This is a genomic window from Paenibacillus diazotrophicus, assembly GCF_042610465.1.
In genome coordinates, this window is sequence record NZ_JBGJZN010000001.1 from 2,200,151 (window position 1) to 2,217,002 (window position 16,852).

General features: G+C 50.7%; 15 protein-coding genes. 4 read left to right on the top strand and 11 right to left on the bottom strand.

The genetic code is table 11. From position 1 onward, the window contains the following. Positions 1–49 precede the first annotated feature (49 nt). From mnhG to ACAN54_RS10135, 8 genes are all read right to left on the bottom strand, one after another. Positions 50–451 (bottom strand): monovalent cation/H(+) antiporter subunit G, encoded by a 402-nt coding sequence (gene mnhG / locus ACAN54_RS10100; RefSeq protein WP_379153610.1) that lies wholly within the window; start codon positions 449–451, stop codon positions 50–52. Further along, on the bottom strand, positions 435–728 hold the full coding sequence (locus tag ACAN54_RS10105) for a Na(+)/H(+) antiporter subunit F1 (RefSeq protein WP_379153612.1): 294 nt from the start codon (positions 726–728) through the stop codon (positions 435–437). Before ACAN54_RS10105 ends, mnhG begins: the two co-directional genes overlap by 17 nt. Further along, on the bottom strand, positions 725–1,204 hold the full coding sequence (locus ACAN54_RS10110) for a Na+/H+ antiporter subunit E (RefSeq protein WP_379153614.1): 480 nt from the start codon (positions 1,202–1,204) through the stop codon (positions 725–727). The genes ACAN54_RS10105 and ACAN54_RS10110 overlap by 4 nt, the downstream gene beginning before the upstream one ends. Positions 1,205–1,210: 6 nt before the next feature. Continuing rightward, positions 1,211–2,686, bottom strand: coding sequence for a Na+/H+ antiporter subunit D (locus ACAN54_RS10115; protein WP_379153616.1), 1,476 nt, complete (start codon positions 2,684–2,686; stop codon positions 1,211–1,213). After that, positions 2,683–3,018 (bottom strand): Na(+)/H(+) antiporter subunit C, encoded by a 336-nt coding sequence (locus ACAN54_RS10120; protein ID WP_379153618.1) that lies wholly within the window; start codon positions 3,016–3,018, stop codon positions 2,683–2,685. The genes ACAN54_RS10115 and ACAN54_RS10120 overlap by 4 nt, the downstream gene beginning before the upstream one ends. Before the next feature lies 1 nt (position 3,019). After that, positions 3,020–5,878, bottom strand: coding sequence for a Na+/H+ antiporter subunit A (locus ACAN54_RS10125; protein WP_379153620.1), 2,859 nt, complete (start codon positions 5,876–5,878; stop codon positions 3,020–3,022). 32 nt (positions 5,879–5,910) lie between these two features. Next, positions 5,911–6,558 carry a universal stress protein gene (locus ACAN54_RS10130; protein ID WP_379153622.1) on the bottom strand — a complete coding sequence of 216 codons (648 nt, stop codon included), beginning with the start codon at positions 6,556–6,558 and terminating at the stop codon, positions 5,911–5,913. Positions 6,559–6,784: 226 nt separating this feature from the next. Continuing rightward, positions 6,785–7,834 (bottom strand): PocR ligand-binding domain-containing protein, encoded by a 1,050-nt coding sequence (locus ACAN54_RS10135; protein ID WP_379153624.1) that lies wholly within the window; start codon positions 7,832–7,834, stop codon positions 6,785–6,787. A gap of 267 nt (positions 7,835–8,101) precedes the next feature. Between ACAN54_RS10135 and ACAN54_RS10140 the strand changes: the two genes are divergently transcribed. After that, entirely contained in the window at positions 8,102–9,235 is a 1,134-nt protein-coding gene (locus tag ACAN54_RS10140) for a glycerol dehydrogenase (RefSeq protein WP_379153626.1), read from the top strand. Positions 9,236–9,242: 7 nt separating this feature from the next. Further along, complete coding sequence (dhaK, locus tag ACAN54_RS10145) at positions 9,243–11,003, top strand: dihydroxyacetone kinase subunit DhaK (RefSeq protein ID WP_379153628.1); 1,761 nt, start codon at positions 9,243–9,245, stop codon at positions 11,001–11,003. Positions 11,004–11,068: 65 nt separating this feature from the next. On the opposite strand, the gene ACAN54_RS10150 is transcribed toward dhaK, so the two are convergent. Both ACAN54_RS10150 and ACAN54_RS10155 read right to left on the bottom strand, forming a co-directional pair. Next, entirely contained in the window at positions 11,069–12,235 is a 1,167-nt protein-coding gene (locus tag ACAN54_RS10150; protein WP_379154203.1) for an NAD(P)-dependent malic enzyme, read from the bottom strand. 431 nt (positions 12,236–12,666) lie between these two features. Further along, complete coding sequence (locus ACAN54_RS10155) at positions 12,667–13,422, bottom strand: YheC/YheD family protein (protein ID WP_379153630.1); 756 nt, start codon at positions 13,420–13,422, stop codon at positions 12,667–12,669. A gap of 210 nt (positions 13,423–13,632) precedes the next feature. On the opposite strand from ACAN54_RS10155, the gene ACAN54_RS10160 reads away from it, so the two are divergent. Together ACAN54_RS10160 and ACAN54_RS10165 are read left to right on the top strand one after the other, a co-directional pair. Continuing rightward, positions 13,633–14,445 (top strand): DUF6492 family protein, encoded by an 813-nt coding sequence (locus tag ACAN54_RS10160; RefSeq protein WP_379153632.1) that lies wholly within the window; start codon positions 13,633–13,635, stop codon positions 14,443–14,445. Between the two features lie 14 nt (positions 14,446–14,459). Next, positions 14,460–15,779, top strand: a complete 1,320-nt coding sequence (locus ACAN54_RS10165; RefSeq protein ID WP_379153634.1) for a sugar phosphate nucleotidyltransferase — start codon at positions 14,460–14,462, stop codon at positions 15,777–15,779. A 70-nt stretch (positions 15,780–15,849) separates the two neighbouring features. Here the strand turns inward: ACAN54_RS10165 and ACAN54_RS10170 are convergent, their stop codons facing one another. Then, positions 15,850–16,815 carry a 2,3-diaminopropionate biosynthesis protein SbnB gene (locus ACAN54_RS10170; RefSeq protein WP_379153636.1) on the bottom strand — a complete coding sequence of 322 codons (966 nt, stop codon included), beginning with the start codon at positions 16,813–16,815 and terminating at the stop codon, positions 15,850–15,852. Between the last annotated feature and the right edge of the window lie 37 nt (positions 16,816–16,852).

The window sequence follows — 16,852 nt, forward strand, 5'->3', positions numbered from 1 at the left end:
CCATTTTTCAAAATGATGAGACTTAGGCTAAGTATCTAAGATTATACTTCTATTCTTCCTTAGTAGCATGCTGGCACTTATCCTCAGAGGTTGACTGCTTCGTCACGCCCTCCTCCAGTACCGGCTTCAGGTCATCAAGCACGCTTCCCTTCCATAAGGGCACACCGGACCGGTAGGCCGCCCGGCCATTCAGATGACCGGCTACGGGGGATGTGATGAAGACAAATACAATCGCCAGCAGCAGCTTGATACTGACTATATCTATATAGAAGAAAAAAAACAGAAAGGCTCCCAGGAGCACACATAATACACCTAACGTTGCGCTCTTGGTCGCGGCATGGGACCGTAGATAAACATCCGGCAGACGGACCAGCCCGAACGCCCCAAGCCCGCAAAATATAGCGCCGAGCAGCACCAGGATCGCAATCAGCAGCTCACCGGTCAAGTTCATCACCTCCCTGTTCGATAACTGCATCTCTTTCAATATACCTTGCTAATGCCGTAGTTCCAATAAAGGTCAGAATTCCGATCACAAGAACAATTTCGATATAATCCTCCGTCTTCTGCTGGATGCTCAGCACTGTGATCACCGCCAGCAGATTGATGCCGATCGTGTCGAGTGCAGTAATCCGGTCTGAGCGCGTAGGTCCCTGAATCAGCCGGTACAAACAGGCCAGCATGGCTAATGACAGGATAATTAGCGCAAGATTAAGCAGTACAGCAATCATAGCCGGGTCACCTCCATAATTGCCTTTTCAAAGGTTCCCTTGATCTGGAGGGAGAGCTGTCCGGCATCTTCAATATCCATTGCGTGAATATAGAGGGTCCGGCCGCTGCCCGAGACTTCCAGTGTAAGCGTCCCTGGTGTCAGACATATAAGGCATGACAGCAGAGTGACTTCAAAGTCGGAGTGAAGTGCAGTCTCATAAGCGAAGATCCCCGGGCGGATCGTCAGTCTTGGCCGGAGGATTTGCCCGATAACCACGAAGCTGGATAACACCAGTTCCCGCAAGAAAAGCACCAGCAGCTTCACAATGGACCACACCCGTTTCAAATAGAGCGGATCAGGCAGGAATTTATGCAGCACCATCAGAATTCCGCACCCCAGCAGATAACCAATGACAAAGCTTGAGCCTGACCCGTCACCCGTCAGCATCATCCACAGAAATGCAGTCATCAGGTTCAATAAGATTTGGATAGCCATCTTCATCTACTCCTTCAGTACAGCTTCAATATAAAGCCGTGGGGAACTAAGGACTTCCCCTGCCTGTGATACATACGTACTTACCCTCTCTGCTCCAAGGCCCATCATAATGACCAGAACCAGGAGTCCAGCGGCTACTGCCGTCCCGCCTTTAAGATTCACCTTAGGCAGTTCCTGGTCCGGGGGGTTACCCCAGAAAGCCAGCTTGAACACCTTGATCAGTGAATACAGCACAAGCAGACTGGAGGCAAGCCCGATTAAGCTTAACGTCAGCATTCCCGAATCCAGCCCTCCGCGGATGATCAGCACTTTGCCGGGAAACCCGCTGAAGGGAGGAATACCGGCAAGCGTCAAAGACAGCGCGAAAAAAATCCAGCCCATTACAGGGTAACGTTTGATCAGCCCCCCCATGCCCTTAAGCCGGTCTGTGCCCGCAGCAGCAATGATTAATCCTCCAAGAATGAACATGAGGCCTTTGCCCAACATATCATGCAGCAGATAAAAGATGGTTCCGTCGAGCGCATCCGGTGTTCCTGCAGATAGACCGAAGGCAACAAAGCCCACACTGATAATCACGTTGTAATTCAGGATGCGGGGAATGTCATTGTATGCAACAGCGCCTATCGCACCCAGAATCATCGTGGCCGCCGCCATCCAGGCGATCCAGCTGTGTGTGAAGTCAGGATCACCGGCAAAGACGAGCGTGAATGTCCGTATAATCGCGTATAGCCCCACTTTGGTCAAAAGCGCTCCGAACAAGGCACGAACCGCTGAAGGCGGTGCACTGTAAGAGCCGGGAAGCCAGAAGAAAAGGAATAGCCCGGCTTTGAGAGCGAAGACAGTCAGGAACAGCACAGCGATCACATTCAGGACGCCGCTTTGTCCTGTCTCGGCTATGCGCTGGGATAGATGGGCCATATTCAGTGTGCCCACTGCCGCATACAGATAGGCGACTGCCGCTACAAAGAGCGTTGAAGACACAATATTAATCAACAGATATTTTGATGTCTCCCTAAGCTGATGCTTCGTTCCTCCGAGTGAGATCAGCGCATAAGACGAGATGAGCATGACTTCAAAAAAGACAAACAAATTGAACATATCGCCTGTCAGAAAAGAACCGTATACGCCTACTAGAAGAAATTGAAAAAATGAATAATAATAGAACCTTTCACGAGCTGCACCAATGCTGGTGAATGAATAGAGCAGGATCCCCAGGCTCACGGCTGAAGCTGTCAGTACAAGCAGTGCTGCCAACATATCTCCAACCAGGACAATACCGTAAGGCGGAGCCCAGCCGCCCATATGCAAGGTCAGTATACCTTGCTCATGGATACGGGATACCAGCATCCAGGACAGTACAAGATTCAGAATGCCGCTGAATGTGCTTATGAACCGCTGCAGCAGCACCTGTTCTTTCAGAAACATCAAGATAACGGCGGTGCACAAGGGAATCAGGATCGGCATAACCAAGAGATTATTCATGACCCCTCCTCCTGGACAGAGTCCATATCATCCGTCCCGTGTGCCTGATAGGCACGATAGGCTAGGACGAAGAAGAACGCTGTAACCCCGAAGCTGATCACAATGGAGGTCAGAATCAGCGCCTGCGGTAATGGATCTACATAGGCATCCGCCTCACCGCCCAGTACAGGTGCAGCTCCTTTTTTTAGCCCGGCCATAGTTAGAAGAAGCAGATGGACGCCATGGGTAAGCAAGGAAGTACCGAGTACAATCCGCAGCAGGGTTCTAGATAAAATCAGATACACGCCGACCGTAAATAAAATACCGACTGCAACAGCCATCATCCATTCCATATCACTCATCCCCCCTTATGGTAAAAATAATATTCATCGTCAAGCCGATGACCGCCAGATAGACTCCGAGATCGAACAGTACAGCTGTCGCAAGCTCTGTATCTCCAAGCAGCGGCAGATCAAAATGGCCAAAGGAATGGCTCAGGAATGGCGCTCCAAAGGCAAAAGAACCGGCCGCTGTCAGAATAGCGATCAGCAGCCCCACCGCTGTGAGAATGCGGTAATTGACCGGAAGAAACTTACGGACAGGTTCGATTCCCAGAGAAATTGACATGAGAATCAAACCGGCAGATGTCATCAGAGCACCAATAAATCCGCCGCCCGGGTGATTATGTCCGGCAAAAAATAAATACAGTGAGAAGACAAGAATGATCAACACAATTCCCTTGGACATCGTCCGCAGAATCACATCATTGCTGCGCAGCGGGAACAAATAAGCTGCCGGTTTGCCTTTCTCCGCCGGTGTCAAAGTTCCTGGTTCCATTCTCAGATGGACGAGTCCATAAATTCCAAGAGATGCAATGCCAAGAACCATAATCTCGAACAGAGTGTCGAAACCTCTGAAATCTACCAGAATGACATTAACCACATTTTTGCCGCCGGCCTGGGAATAGCTTTCTTTCAGGAAAAATTCCGAGATTGGAGCAAAGGGGCTGCTTCCCATCGCGGCCAGTGCGATCAGTGTCATCGTTAAGCCAACTCCAACAGCGATGATGAGATTCAGCCATTTGAAAGAAGCTTTCTCCTTTTCTTGCTTCAGCTTCGGCAAATATTTGAAACACAGCAGGAACAGGATTACCGATACCGTTTCTATGATCATTTGGGTTAAAGCAAGATCAGGCGCACGGAAGATCACAAACAGTAAGGTCACCATATAGCCGACTGCACCTGTGAACAGAATGGCGTTGACTCTTGACTTGGCAAAAGGGACTGCGATGGCGGCAGCCAGCATGACTGCAACTACTGCTATTTCGTATATTGAGATCGGAGCATAATCTGACATTCCCAGGGTGATCCCCTGCGCTCCTATCAGTGTACTTCCGAGGGCAATAATGAAAAATCCGAAGATATACAGCAGATAATTCCGGTTGCTCCCGGTCATATATAGATTGGTGAAGCGGGCGGATCCGCCTTCCAGAGTGCGGAGTCCAAGATCATACATGCGGTTAAGCGAATCCCGCCCGTTCCACTCCCGATCCAGTATCCGCAATCTGCTGTAGCCTCTATACAAAAGCATACCGGCAGCAATTACACCCAGGGTCATGAAGATTTCCGGTGTCCAGCCATGCCAGAAATGAATAGGGACATGGAATCCCTCCTCCGTTGGCAAAATCCCGTATTGAATTGAAGCGGTTGCGGGTTCGATCAAGGATGAACTCAACAGGTCCGGGAAGATAGCAAAGATGACTGTCAAGGAAACAAGCAGTACCGGGGCGAACAAAAGCCCCGGCGGAGCTTCATGCGGCACTTTATCCAGCTTCTCCGGCTGCAGCTTGCCGGTGAATGTTCTGAAGACCAGGATCATGCTGTACACAAAAGTAAATACGCTCGCGATCCAGGCAATGACAGGAATAAGCACAAGCCAGGACGGAGTGCTCCATAGATCCAGCTCACGGATATTCACCACGGCGGTGAAGAACATCTCCTTACTCAGGAATCCGCTGAACGGCGGAAGCCCGGCCATGGAAAAGGCCCCGATAAGCGCCACAGAAAAGGTGACTGGCATGAGGGACATTAAGCCTCCCAGCTTGCGCAGATCCCTTGTATTCGTCTCATGGTCTACGATGCCAACCACCATAAACAAGGTTCCCTTGAACACGGCATGGTTGATCAGATGAAAGACAGCTGCCGCAGTAGCCATTGCATAGAATACCGATTCCTCTGTACCTGGGAAAAAGGCTGCGGCAGAGCCCAATCCCAGCAGGCACATGATTAAGCCCAGCTGGCTGACTGTAGAGAAGGCAAGCATCGCCTTCAGATCGGTTTGCTTGATCGCTTTGAACGAGCCATACAAAAGAGTAACAAGTCCACATATGGAGACCAGCCAGAACCATTCCGGCTGCCCGGCAAATACAGGCGTAAGCCGCGCTACCAGATACAGGCCTGCTTTGACCATTGTTGCCGAATGGAGATAGGCACTGACCGGAGTAGGTGCCTCCATCGCATCAGGAAGCCAGATATGAAACGGAAATTGAGCCGATTTGGTGAAAGCGCCCAGAAGAATCAGTGCCATGGCCGGAAGGAACATCGGTTCCACTGACAGCCGGCTGGCTTGCAGGATAATCTCCCGGATGCTGTAGGTTCCGCTCATCACATACAGCAGGTTGAACCCGGCAAACATCGCCAGTCCCCCGAACACGGTAATCAGCATCGACTTGAGCGCTCCATAGCGCGATCGTTCCCGGCGGTGCCAGAAAGCAATCAACAGGAAAGACGTAATACTGGTCAACTCCCAGAACCCGTAGAGCACCATCAGGTTGTCAGATAGGACTACGCCCAGCATCGCTCCCATGAACATCAGCAAATACATATAGAAGTTGCGGATAGATTCCATCCGGCTGTTCAGATAATAGATAGAATATAGAATTACAAGAGCCCCCATCCCTGTAATCAGCAGGGCGAACAGAAGACTTAGGCCATCGAGTACCAGGGTAATATCAATCCCGAGCGAAGGCATCCAGGATATCGTAGTAACCGTATTTTCACCAGCTTGAACATCCGGTATCTTCATCAGAAAGTATACAAAAAGAACCGTTGGAACAGGCATCACCGCCCACCCGGTATGAAGCCGCGGGATACGCTTAACGAGCGGGACCAGAACAGCCAGCAGAAATGGAATCAAGATAGCAGCATGCAGCACAGCTTAGCACTCCCCCTCTTTACATCAGTAATCTATTTGCCCGGCTTTACCCAGACTCCTTGCACAATCCGTAAATACTCCGCTTCGCCGTTCTCTATCTTTTTGAACAAGCCGGTATTGAAATCAGTGTCCAGTTCGCGAAAGAACACACCTTTCAAAAATTCTGTTTCTTCCCCATCAGGCTCTTCCGCAAGCTCATACGTTTCGCCCTGTTTCACCAAATAAGCGTTAAAGCCTTGTTCATGGGACTGTTCCAAGAGATCGGGATAGCGCTGTACAGCTACAATATGGAGATCAATGGGGCCAACCAGCTCAACCAGGTCATTGATAAAATTCCCCCGTGTAATCTCCTGCCATAACGTCTGGCCGGACTTCCCAATAATAATCTGTGTAACTCCCCGCTCCCGGGCAGTGCTCACAATGACTTCAGCTGGTTTCTTCCCCAGGCATTTCCGGACCAGAAATTCTCCCCCGGCTTCCTTGGTAAGCTTCTCCCACCCGGAGAGATATTGTTCTTTCTCATGGTTGTACTCATTATCCTTGGACGAATCCACAGTGAGTACACATAGGGGAGCGCCGAGCAGCTTGGATAACTGGCTTCCTCTTTGAATCAGCCGCTGTCCGTGCGGACCGTAATGGACACACACCATAATACTTTCGCCGTTCTGTCTAAGGGTCATATGCAATGCCTCCTGCCTTAAATTTCCATAAAAGAACGCAAAAAGAGCCCGCTGTTGGCAGGCTCCTCCGGGTACATCTATATACAATTAAATTGATTATATAGGTTACCGGGTTGATTGTAAAGGAACAAGCGGGGCAGCTCCCAGCTTTGCGATCAGAATTCGCTGTGTATCCACTCCAATAATATCCCCCTTTCCCGGAAAATTATGACTTCCCCTACAGCCCTCATTTCCCCCTTGTCCATGAGCGGTAGGCTGCAGGAGTCTGCTGCTCATGTTTTTTGAAGATTTTGATGAAATATCCGGCATCGCAAAAGCTGAGATGATCACTGATCTGATTAATAGACAGCTCTGTTGTCTCCAGAAGCTGCTTGGCCCACATGATTTTGAGCCGGGAGACATAGACTGAGAAGTTCTCTCCGCTCTCTTTTACGAATAAACGGCTGAAATAACTGGGGCTAATATGGCAGAGCTGTGCCATTGACTCCAGCGTGAAATTCTCGTGCTTGTGGCTGTAAATATAATCAAAGGCCGGCTGCAAGGCTTTATTGGAACAGCTGACCAAAGGTTCGGCTGAAGCAGGTGGTAATATATCTCCACTTTCGATCGGTGCACGTACACCTGTCAGCTCCCTATGCCCCGCTTGAACGTTTGAATACATCGAATCTGCCAGCACCTTACTGGGCATAATATCAACCGTCGGTGCTGCCAGTGACTGCTGGTACAAATCCATAATTTCATTTTTGCGGCTGGCTTCTTCAACTATATAATTGCACAGATGGGACAACATATCAGCAATCAGCTTCACTTGTGCATATGACATAACGGGCAGCTGCTCATATTCCGGTCTTAAATCTGCGAACGTGCTTGCGCTCTCGGGGGTACCCGGGCGGGATACAATCTGCTCCAGACGTGAATGATTGCTCTCCGCAAGCCTGACCTGCCCCGCCATCACAGCTCCAACATACTGATTGTCAACCGTTATGGGAATGGCTATATCAAGAATGTTGAAATGACATAAATACACATAAGGCTCGTTCAGCCGGACCGCTTCGAGGCCACCGCGCGCATCACATTTCTGGCAGTAAGAGGATAGCTCTGCATCCTGTCGCACCGTTTGACAGAAGGATTGGCAACGGCTGTGCCGGGTCACTGGAACCCCTTTATAATCGACTGTGATTATTGCCATTTGTGTAACAAGAGACAATGAATCCTGTAGCGCATGCCACTTTTCAAGATCAATAATCGACTTCAGGTCATATTTCGACTGTAACATCATCCGGTCTCCATCTCTGGCAGAATAACGCCTGTTCTATTCTTGAATTATATCGAACTCTGGCATCATAGAACAAGATAATTATATTTTCATCAAAAATAACAAGAATTTACGATCTGAAAACGCTTAAACTCGCTTGATTACTTCCATGCATCTGTCACGACCCGTGTCTATAATGAAGGTATATTAAGCGTACGCTTCCGGAGCCAGTTTTGTACGAAGCTGTTCAAGGATGCGTTGCTAACAAAACTTTAGGAGGAACAAGTCATGAGAAAAGTGTTCATCAGCCCCACCAAATATATCCAGGGTGAAGACGAGCTGCTTAACCTGGGGTATTTTGTAAAAACCTTCGGAGACTCGGCCCTGCTGATCGCTCACCCGGATGATGTGAAGCGTGTCCAAGCCAAGCTGGATGCCACCAGCAGCAAGTTCGGCATTACCCTGATCACGGGGAATTTCCATGGGGAGTGCTCCCGTCAGGAAGTGGCCAGATTGCAGGCGCTTGCCCGTGAACATGCTTGTTCCTGTACCATTGGCCTCGGCGGAGGCAAAGCGATTGATACGGCAAAATGCGTAGCCGAAGGGGATGCCTTAATCATCGTTCCCACCATTGCCGCAACTGACGCTCCTACCAGCCATTCGGCTGTCCTGTATACGCCGGAAGGCGCTTTTGATGACTATGCATATTTCAAACAAAGTCCTTCCGTGGTCATGATCGATACAACCATTATCGCACAGGCCCCTTCGAGATTCCTGGTATCAGGGATGGGAGACGCTTTATCCACATATTTTGAAGCCAGAGCTACTTCGAGATCCTTCTCCAACGTCAATGCCGGCCTTCCCTGCGGTGTACGTGAAGGTGTGAGCACAGAGGCCAAAGGAACCAAAGCCGCGCTCGCGCTGGCCCGTGTATGCTATGAAACTCTGCTGGAGGACGGTGTCCAGGCTAAGCTTGCTTGTGATCAGAACGTGGTTACCCCTGCCCTGGAAAATATTATCGAGACCAATATCCTGCTGTCCGGCCTAGGCTTTGAGAGCAGCGGCCTTGCGGCAGCGCATGCTATCCACAATGGTCTGACGGTGCTGGAAGGCAGTCATCATTATTACCATGGTGAGAAAGTAGCCTTCAGTACATTGGCCCAATTAGTGCTGGAGAATGCAGAGAGCTCCGAAATCCAGGAAGTACTCGGATTCTGCGTTTCAGTAGGTCTTCCTGTATGCCTTGCCGACATCGGCGTGGAATCCATTACTAAGGAAGAACTGCTGGAAGTAGCCCGCAAGGCTTGTATCCCAGAAGAGTCGATCCACTCCATGCCATTCCCGGTCACACCGGAAGCGGTAGCGGCAGCGATCACCGTAGCCGATCAGTTAGGCCAGGCCTTCAAGAAAGGCAAGGTGTAAGCGCCACATGAAAAAGATAATCAATCAGCCGGAAACTTTAGTCCGCGAAATGGCAAATGGTTTGGTGATGGCCCATCCAGAGCTGGCTTTTGACAGCAAATATAAGATCATTGCCAAAAAATCGCTCAACGAACAGAAGGTCACCCTGATAAGCGGCGGCGGCAGCGGACATGAGCCTGCCCATGCGGGGTTTGTGGGTCAAGGCATGCTGGATGCCGCAGTCTGCGGGGATGTATTCGCCTCTCCGTCCCAGATCCAGGTATATCAAGCTATCCGCAATACTGCTGGCAGCAAAGGCACCCTCCTGATCATCAAAAATTACAGCGGCGATATTATGAACTTCAGGAATGCAGCACAGCTGGCGATTGAAGACGGGATTCAGGTCGACTACGTGAAGGTCGAAGATGACATTGCGGTGGAGGACAGCCTGTATACTGTTGGCAGAAGAGGTGTGGCAGGGACCGTGTTTGTGCATAAAATCGCGGGAGCCGCAGCGGAGGCCGGCCTGTCCCTGGAGGAAGTGAAGCGGACGGCCCAGCATGCAGCGGATCGGGTCCGCAGTATTGGATTTGCTTTTACCTCCTGTACTGTTCCAGCCAAAGGCACCCCTACCTTCCAACTGGCAGAGGATGAAATGGAATATGGTGTCGGCATCCATGGTGAACCGGGTATCCGCAAGGAAAAGGTCGTGAGCGCTGACGAGCTTGCCGGACGCATGGTCTCCTCTCTGCTGGCAAATCTGCAGCTTGAGGGTAAGACCGGCCAGGAAACCGCCGTTCTTATCAATGGCTTCGGAGCCACACCGCTGCAGGAATTGTACGTTCTGAACAACGCGGTAATGCGCGAACTGTCAGAACGCGGTATTGTTGTCCGCCGCACGCTCGTCGGCAACTTTATGACCAGCATTGATATGGCTGGCGCTTCTGTGACCCTGATGCATCTTGATGATGAGCTGAACCAGTGGCTGGCCGCAGCCTGTGATACACCGGCCTTAAGAATTACAGGCGCCTCTGAACCTGTTCTATATACAGATCCTCTGGAACGGCACACCGATGCCAGAGAAGTTAGCTATACCAATGAGACTAATCCTGAATATGCAGCCATTAAGGACGAACGCTTGTCACTGTCCAACGTCATCTATCTCATCGACCAGATGAGCGAGATCATTATCGAGAACGAGGTACCCTTCTGCGAATTGGATGCTCACGCAGGAGACGGCGATTTCGGTATGAGCGTGGCGAAGGGCTTCAAGCAGTTGAAGAAGGAGTGGCCGGATCTCCTGGAGAATCACTCCCAAGACATTGGCACCTTCCTTAAAGGCTGTTCCCTGATTATTATGGAACATTGCGGGGGTGCTTCCGGTCCGATCTGGGGCTCCGCGTTCCGTGCGGCAGGTAAATCTGCAGACAGCATGACCTCCTTGTCCATTCACGAAGTCGCTAAGATGCTCGCCGCTACGGTCCAGGGCATTCAGGATACGGGCGAACGTTCTTTCGGACGGGGAGCCGTCGTCGGCGACAAAACCCTGATTGACGCTCTGGTACCTTGCGCTGAATCGTGGCAGAGCAGCGCCGAGCAAGGTGATACGCTACATGCCGCTTTCACCAAAGCCGCCGCGGCCGCCGTTCAGGGCGCCAAGAGCACGGAGGCCATCGTGGCCCGGATGGGCAGAGCCGGCACCGTCGGTGAACGCAGCATCGGCTACCCGGATGCCGGGGCTTACGCACTAGGTGTAATCTTCACAGCACTGGCAGAAAGTATGAAATAAACCGCAGCCGTTATTAGCAAACAGCGCGGCCGTCCACTCGGGACGGCCGCGCTGTTGTTTTATTTTTATATATGATCGCTGTTCTGCAGGTTTTTATGAGAGACTCCGCTTTTGAACGCCGCTGCAGCAACGGCTTCGCGGATTCTTTCCACTACCCGCGGATCAAAGGCATCCGGGATAATATATTCCTCATGAAGATCCGCTGGATCTATCACCGAGGAAATCGCCTCAGCCGCCGCCAGCTTCATCTCGTCATTAATGTCGGTTGCTTCACAATCCAGCGCCCCTCTAAAAATACCCGGGAAGCATAGCACATTATTAATCTGATTCGGATAGTCCGAACGGCCTGTCGCCATTACTCTTACATGCGGCGCAGCGATAGCAGGATCAATCTCCGGCATGGGATTCGCCATCGCAAACACGATGGAATCTTCAGCCATATTCATCACATCTTCCAGCTTCAGCACATCCGGTGCCGAAACACCCACAAAGACATCCGCACCCTTTATTACATCCGACAGCTGGCCGCTCTCCAGGTTCGGATTCGTCAGCTGGGCGAATTCGCTCCAATGTGCACGGTTATATTGAACGGTCCGGTTGATGGCCCCTTCCCGGTCCACACCGATCAGATTCACGGCTCCGGCCTGCAGCAGCATTTTGGATACGGAGATACCGGCTGCGCCAATACCGTTTACCACAATTTTGACATCCTTGATCTGCTTCCCGCATACCTTCAGCGCATTCAGCAACCCGGCAAGCACAACAATGGCCGTACCGTGCTGGTCATCATGAAACACAGGGATATCCAGCTCATTTCGCAGTCTCTGTTCGATCTCAAAACAACGGGGTGAGGATATATCCTCAAGATTAATGCCGCCGAAGGTAGGGGCAAGTGCTTTTACAATAGTAATAATCTCTTCCGTATCTTTCGAATCCAGGCAGATGGGGACGGCATCCACATTGGCGAACTGCTTGAACAGCGCCGCTTTGCCCTCCATAACGGGCATGGCCGCTCGCGGGCCTATATCTCCAAGACCGAGCACTGCGGTTCCATCGGATATCACGGCTACAGTGTTTTTCTTCGTCGTCAGTTTATACGCCTGGGCCTGATCCGCAGCAATTGCCTGACAAACCTTTGCTACTCCTGGTGTATATACTTTGGATAAGTCCTCTTTCGTCAGGATCGGATTCTTTAAGGTTGTTTCGAGTTTGCCGCCTTTGTGCAGGAACATGATTTCTTCCAATAATTCCACAATATCTCCCCCTTCGACTGATCCACTGCTTGTTCAGACTATTTATGAGCCTCTGTATGTATACCAAATAGTATCGGTAATACTCGCCAGATTCGCAAGATAATCGCTCTAATCATATGAGTGTTAACAGCTTAACTTCTTAACTCTACAACGCTCACTCGTTCTTTTCGCTGAAGTAGATCACACTCTTAGCCACTTTCGCTTTTTTTCGACAAAAAGACTGTGAACACTTCAAGCTTCGTTAACGTCTGGCAAATTCTCTTTGAACGGATACCCGTAAAAAGTTTGAAATCCCCTATTTTTTTTCACAAGCCAAAGGAAGTATCCCGGAATGTCCAAAAACGCGAACAGCGATTCTCCATTATCTGAAGAATCGCTGCTAGGACTGGCTATTCATGGAATATACAGCTTTAGTGTTTCATGCCAAAACGCCGGTACCTCATGACTTTTCTGTACATGGATTTATCCTTCAACTGATTGAAGATATAAGGGTCCGGATTCATGTTCACTTCAATAATCCATGGCGTCAGGGAGCGGTCCAGCCCGACATCCACACCGATATGGCGGATACGGGGATAGGTTTTCTGCATATGAGCGGCCATACGGGTTCCCAGTCTATTCAATTCGTCTGTCAGTTGTCCGAGCCGGTTAGAAGTCATATGAGTGGAGAGCAGCGTTTCGATCGCCATCGGTTTGCCTCCGCTGTGATAGTTGGTAACAATTTTGTGCGGATGCCCCAGTCTTCCAATGATTCCGGTAGCTTCCCAGACCCCCTTAGGACTAAGCTGCACCATTACCCGGATATCGAAACGGCGCCGGTTATGCTTCAGCAGATGAATGCCTTTTTGAATCAAATAGCTTCTTCCGCCTGTCTTCTTCGCCAGACTCTTGTGAAAAGCTTCAAAGGTATCAAAATGACGAATCTTCTCCTCATACTGGTACGTGAAGCCCTGCCGCTCCCCGCGCTCCGCCCGGATGACCCCATTCCCATAGGTTCCCCGTTCCGGCTTCACATAGATCATGCCGTAGCTGTAAATCATCTGCTCCAGATTACTTCTATTAAATCTTCGTGTATCGGGGATAAAAGGCTTGATCGAAGCATTGCGGAGCAGCAATTTGGTCTTAATCCATTTGCTCTGTACTGCGTTCACCGGTTTTGCCTTCACACTCGCACTCTCCTGTCTGAGAGAGAGGATTCTCCCTCGCTGATTTGCATGGTCACTGCATTGTATGCAGGATCAGCACTAGCTGAATGAAGCAAATATCCCGTACGGGAAGATTAACTTTACAGTGTTCTTTGCCCGGTCATGCAGTGCATATGGAGCATACCTTAATTCAGACGCCCTTAGTGTCAATACGTGCACGGAGATGAACCTATGTCAGCAATTACAGGCTTAAAGACCAGCGGTCCCGCGATCGATGTCCTTATCCCAGCCATTGAAAAAGATCTGGCGACCCTTCCCTATGTGATCGACAGTCTTCGCCGCTATGTACGCCATCCTATCAGCCATATCTACATTGTCTCGCCGAACAGCAACAGGATCAGAAGTCTGTGTGCCCGCAAAAACTGTATTTTTGTCGATGAGACCACCGTTCTGCCTTTTACCAAAAAGGATATTCATTATTCCTCCTCCCGCTGGAACCGTTCCGGCTGGCTGTATCAGCAGCTGCTGAAGATGAACGGAGATCATATCTGCAGGGAGAACTTTTTTCTGGTTATTGATGCCGACACGGTGTTAATCCGTCCCCACCGTTTCCGTTCCGGGGGTAAAAGCATCTTTTACTGCCGCAGCTGGAGCCAGCCGGAATATTTCCGCACTTACCGGAAGCTGCTGGGTGTTCCCGCACCCTCTCCCAAATCCTTCGTGACCCATTACATGCTGTTTGAGAGGGCAAAGCTGGCGGGACTTAAAAGAAAAATCGAAGCCAGACATGGGTTATCCTGGCATACCGCCATTCTCCGCAGCATCGACAGGAAGAAGCAGTTCGGCTTCTCCGAATTCGAAACCTATGCCAATTATGTATACGGCATGGACAGCAGCTCCGTACTGCTCAAGAAGGCCAATAATAAATCCCTGACAACAGCTGTGGCCGATCTGGGCAACGCCCGGCTCCAGAACCTGGCCCGAACCTTCCGCTCGCTTTCCTTCCATCAGCGAAAGGGGTATTCCATTCCAGCCAAACGCTAAGGAGGCAGACAGTCTTGCATACCATTTTTTTGTGCGGAGGCTCCGGACAGCGGCTGTGGCCCCTGTCCGGCCGCATCCGTTCCAAGATGTTTCTGGATCTGCTCCCTGCTCCGGATGGAGGTACAGAGTCCATGATCGGGCGGGTATGCCGACAGCTTGAGCAAGCCGGACTGGGGCAATCAGCCTTGTTCGTGACGCATAAAGATCAGCTTGCTCTGACGCAGCGGCATACCCGGGGGAGATACCCGGTAATTGGGGAGCCGTATAAGCGCGGTACATTCACGGCTGCCGCGCTGGGGGCCCTCTATTTATATTCCACAGGAAAAGCTAAACCGGAAGACACCCTGTGTGTGGCTCCGGCCGATATGTATGCAGATGACGGATTCTTCCGGCTATTTCATCAATTTACCGATATCTTGGCTGAATCCCAGGCTGAACTTGTGTTGCTTGGGACAAGACCCGCCCATCCCTCAGACCAGTATGGCTATATTGTCCCGGGGAAGGCTGTGGCCAAGCGGTATTCTCCGGTGGTCTCTTTTGAAGAAAAGCCGGATACCTCCGTAGCTAAGGAGCTGATCCGGCACAATGCCCTATGGAACTGTGGTATTTTTGCTTTTCAGTTAGGCTTCATGTTATCCCATTTGCAGCAGATGGGGCTGCCCACGGAACCGGCTGCATTTACAGACCTCTATCCCGGACTCCCTGTCCGCAGCTTTGACAAGGAGATAGCTGAGCACAGCAATAAATCCGTTGTACTCAAGCATGAAGGGGAATGGCTTGATCTGGGGAGCTGGGGATCGCTCAGCGGACAACTGGCTCAGACGGTTATTGGAGCGGGCGGAATGTGGGGGGAATGCCGGAATACGCATATTGTTAACGAACTGGACATTCCGTTGCATGTAATCGGCGTATCCGGAGTTGTTGCTGTCAGTGGTCCCGAGGGGATTCTGATCGCCCGGAAAGAGGAAGCAAACGCAATAAAGGAGATCATCCAGGATGTTACAGCTGAATCCAGATATGGCGAAACCGAATGGGGAAGCTATACCGTACTCGACCGCACCCCATGCGGTAAAGGCCTGGTTATCACACTAAAGCTATCCCTTCTGCCAGGCCAGACGATGTCCGAACAGCTCTGCGGCCATTCCGGCACATGCTGGCTGATCCTCTCCGGTGAAGGAGAATTCCTCCTGAATGGTTTGGCTACAGAAGCACAGCCGGGCGGAATATTGACAATTTCCAGGGGAGACAGCTATGGAATCACAGCTTTTACCGCCATGAAGCTGATGGAGATACGGACTGTGGAAGAAAACGATGACCCGGATTCCAATAAATAGCCGATCACATAAAATAAGCGGTCCAATGGGATTTTGCGCTTAACCGCCTTCTCATGGATCGCTTGTTCATTTAATTAAGCTCAGTCCCGATCCCTTTCTCTCTAGCCCGCTTCACGTAATATACGGCTGTAGCAATATCGAAGACGGCCATGCCCATCGGGCAGAAAAGAATCGGTTCATCTGCGGAGAACTCCGTCAGGCAGCGCTTAGAGACAACCTCAGTAATCGTCCGGATACCGTCACGAGTCAGCCCCTGCTCCAGATGGAGGCGCTCGATGTCCGTATTCTCGCGGCACACTTCATCCCAATCGTCCACGATGATGGCTTTTACTGTAGTCAGTGCCTCCGGCTTATAATCCCGCAGTGAAACATTCAGCAGAAGACTGCCTTTGGCAGGGGGAATATCAATGTACCGGTGATCTGACACCGTACAGGTGATGAAGATATTGGAATGCCGGTAAACATCCGCCCAAGTCTTAGCCACTTCTATCTTATCCCTATATTGAGGGGGGATTCCTGATAAATCTGCGCCCCTTATATCATAGATGCGTATAGATTCGATCCGGTCCCCATACAGAGCAGTAGCCATTTGACAATGATACTGTCCAATCGGTCCCCAACCGATAATGCCAAGATGAATCCGTTCCTGCGGGCGCACCTCCATAAAGTAGCGAATCATCAGAGCGCTGACCGTTGCTGTTCTGACAATGCTCGGGAGCGGCGAGTTCAGAATGGCTGACGGTTCGCCCGTATCAGGATCATTCAATACGATCATGCTATGCGCGCGGGGAAGACCCGCTTTTATGTTACCGGGGAAGCTCGAAATCCACTTGATCCCGGCTGCACTCACCTCTCCGCCTACGTATGCGGGCATGGCAATAATCCGGTTCTGCGGATGGTTATACCTTAGGTAAGGCTTTATCGGCTGCGCATAGTCACCGGAATCGATAATGCGTACCGCAGCTTCCATCCTATTCACAAGGACAGGCCAATCCAGGCCAACTTCCCGAAGGTCCTGGTCGTTTAAATACAGCATGCAGCTTCCTCCTAAACCTATACTTTATATCCCCTGT

Bases quoted from the DNA above. Each gene is read 5' to 3' on its own strand.
- ACAN54_RS10120 (WP_379153618.1), bottom strand. From the start codon at position 3,018: ATGGAATGGATGATGGCTGTTGCAGTCGGTATTTTATTTACGGTCGGC.
- ACAN54_RS10160 (WP_379153632.1), top strand. From the start codon at position 13,633: ATGTCAGCAATTACAGGCTTAAAGACCAGCGGTCCCGCGATCGATGTC.
- ACAN54_RS10130 (WP_379153622.1), bottom strand. From the start codon at position 6,558: ATGACCCTTAGACAGAACGGCGAAAGTATTATGGTGTGTGTCCATTAC.
- ACAN54_RS10115 (WP_379153616.1), bottom strand. From the start codon at position 2,686: ATGAATAATCTCTTGGTTATGCCGATCCTGATTCCCTTGTGCACCGCC.
- ACAN54_RS10135 (WP_379153624.1), bottom strand. From the start codon at position 7,834: ATGTTACAGTCGAAATATGACCTGAAGTCGATTATTGATCTTGAAAAG.
- ACAN54_RS10110 (WP_379153614.1), bottom strand. From the start codon at position 1,204: ATGGCTATCCAAATCTTATTGAACCTGATGACTGCATTTCTGTGGATG.
- ACAN54_RS10150 (WP_379154203.1), bottom strand. From the start codon at position 12,235: ATGTTCCTGCACAAAGGCGGCAAACTCGAAACAACCTTAAAGAATCCG.
- ACAN54_RS10170 (WP_379153636.1), bottom strand. From the start codon at position 16,815: ATGCTGTATTTAAACGACCAGGACCTTCGGGAAGTTGGCCTGGATTGG.
- dhaK (WP_379153628.1), top strand. From the start codon at position 9,243: ATGAAAAAGATAATCAATCAGCCGGAAACTTTAGTCCGCGAAATGGCA.
- ACAN54_RS10105 (WP_379153612.1), bottom strand. From the start codon at position 728: ATGATTGCTGTACTGCTTAATCTTGCGCTAATTATCCTGTCATTAGCC.
- mnhG (WP_379153610.1), bottom strand. From the start codon at position 451: ATGAACTTGACCGGTGAGCTGCTGATTGCGATCCTGGTGCTGCTCGGC.
- ACAN54_RS10140 (WP_379153626.1), top strand. From the start codon at position 8,102: ATGAGAAAAGTGTTCATCAGCCCCACCAAATATATCCAGGGTGAAGAC.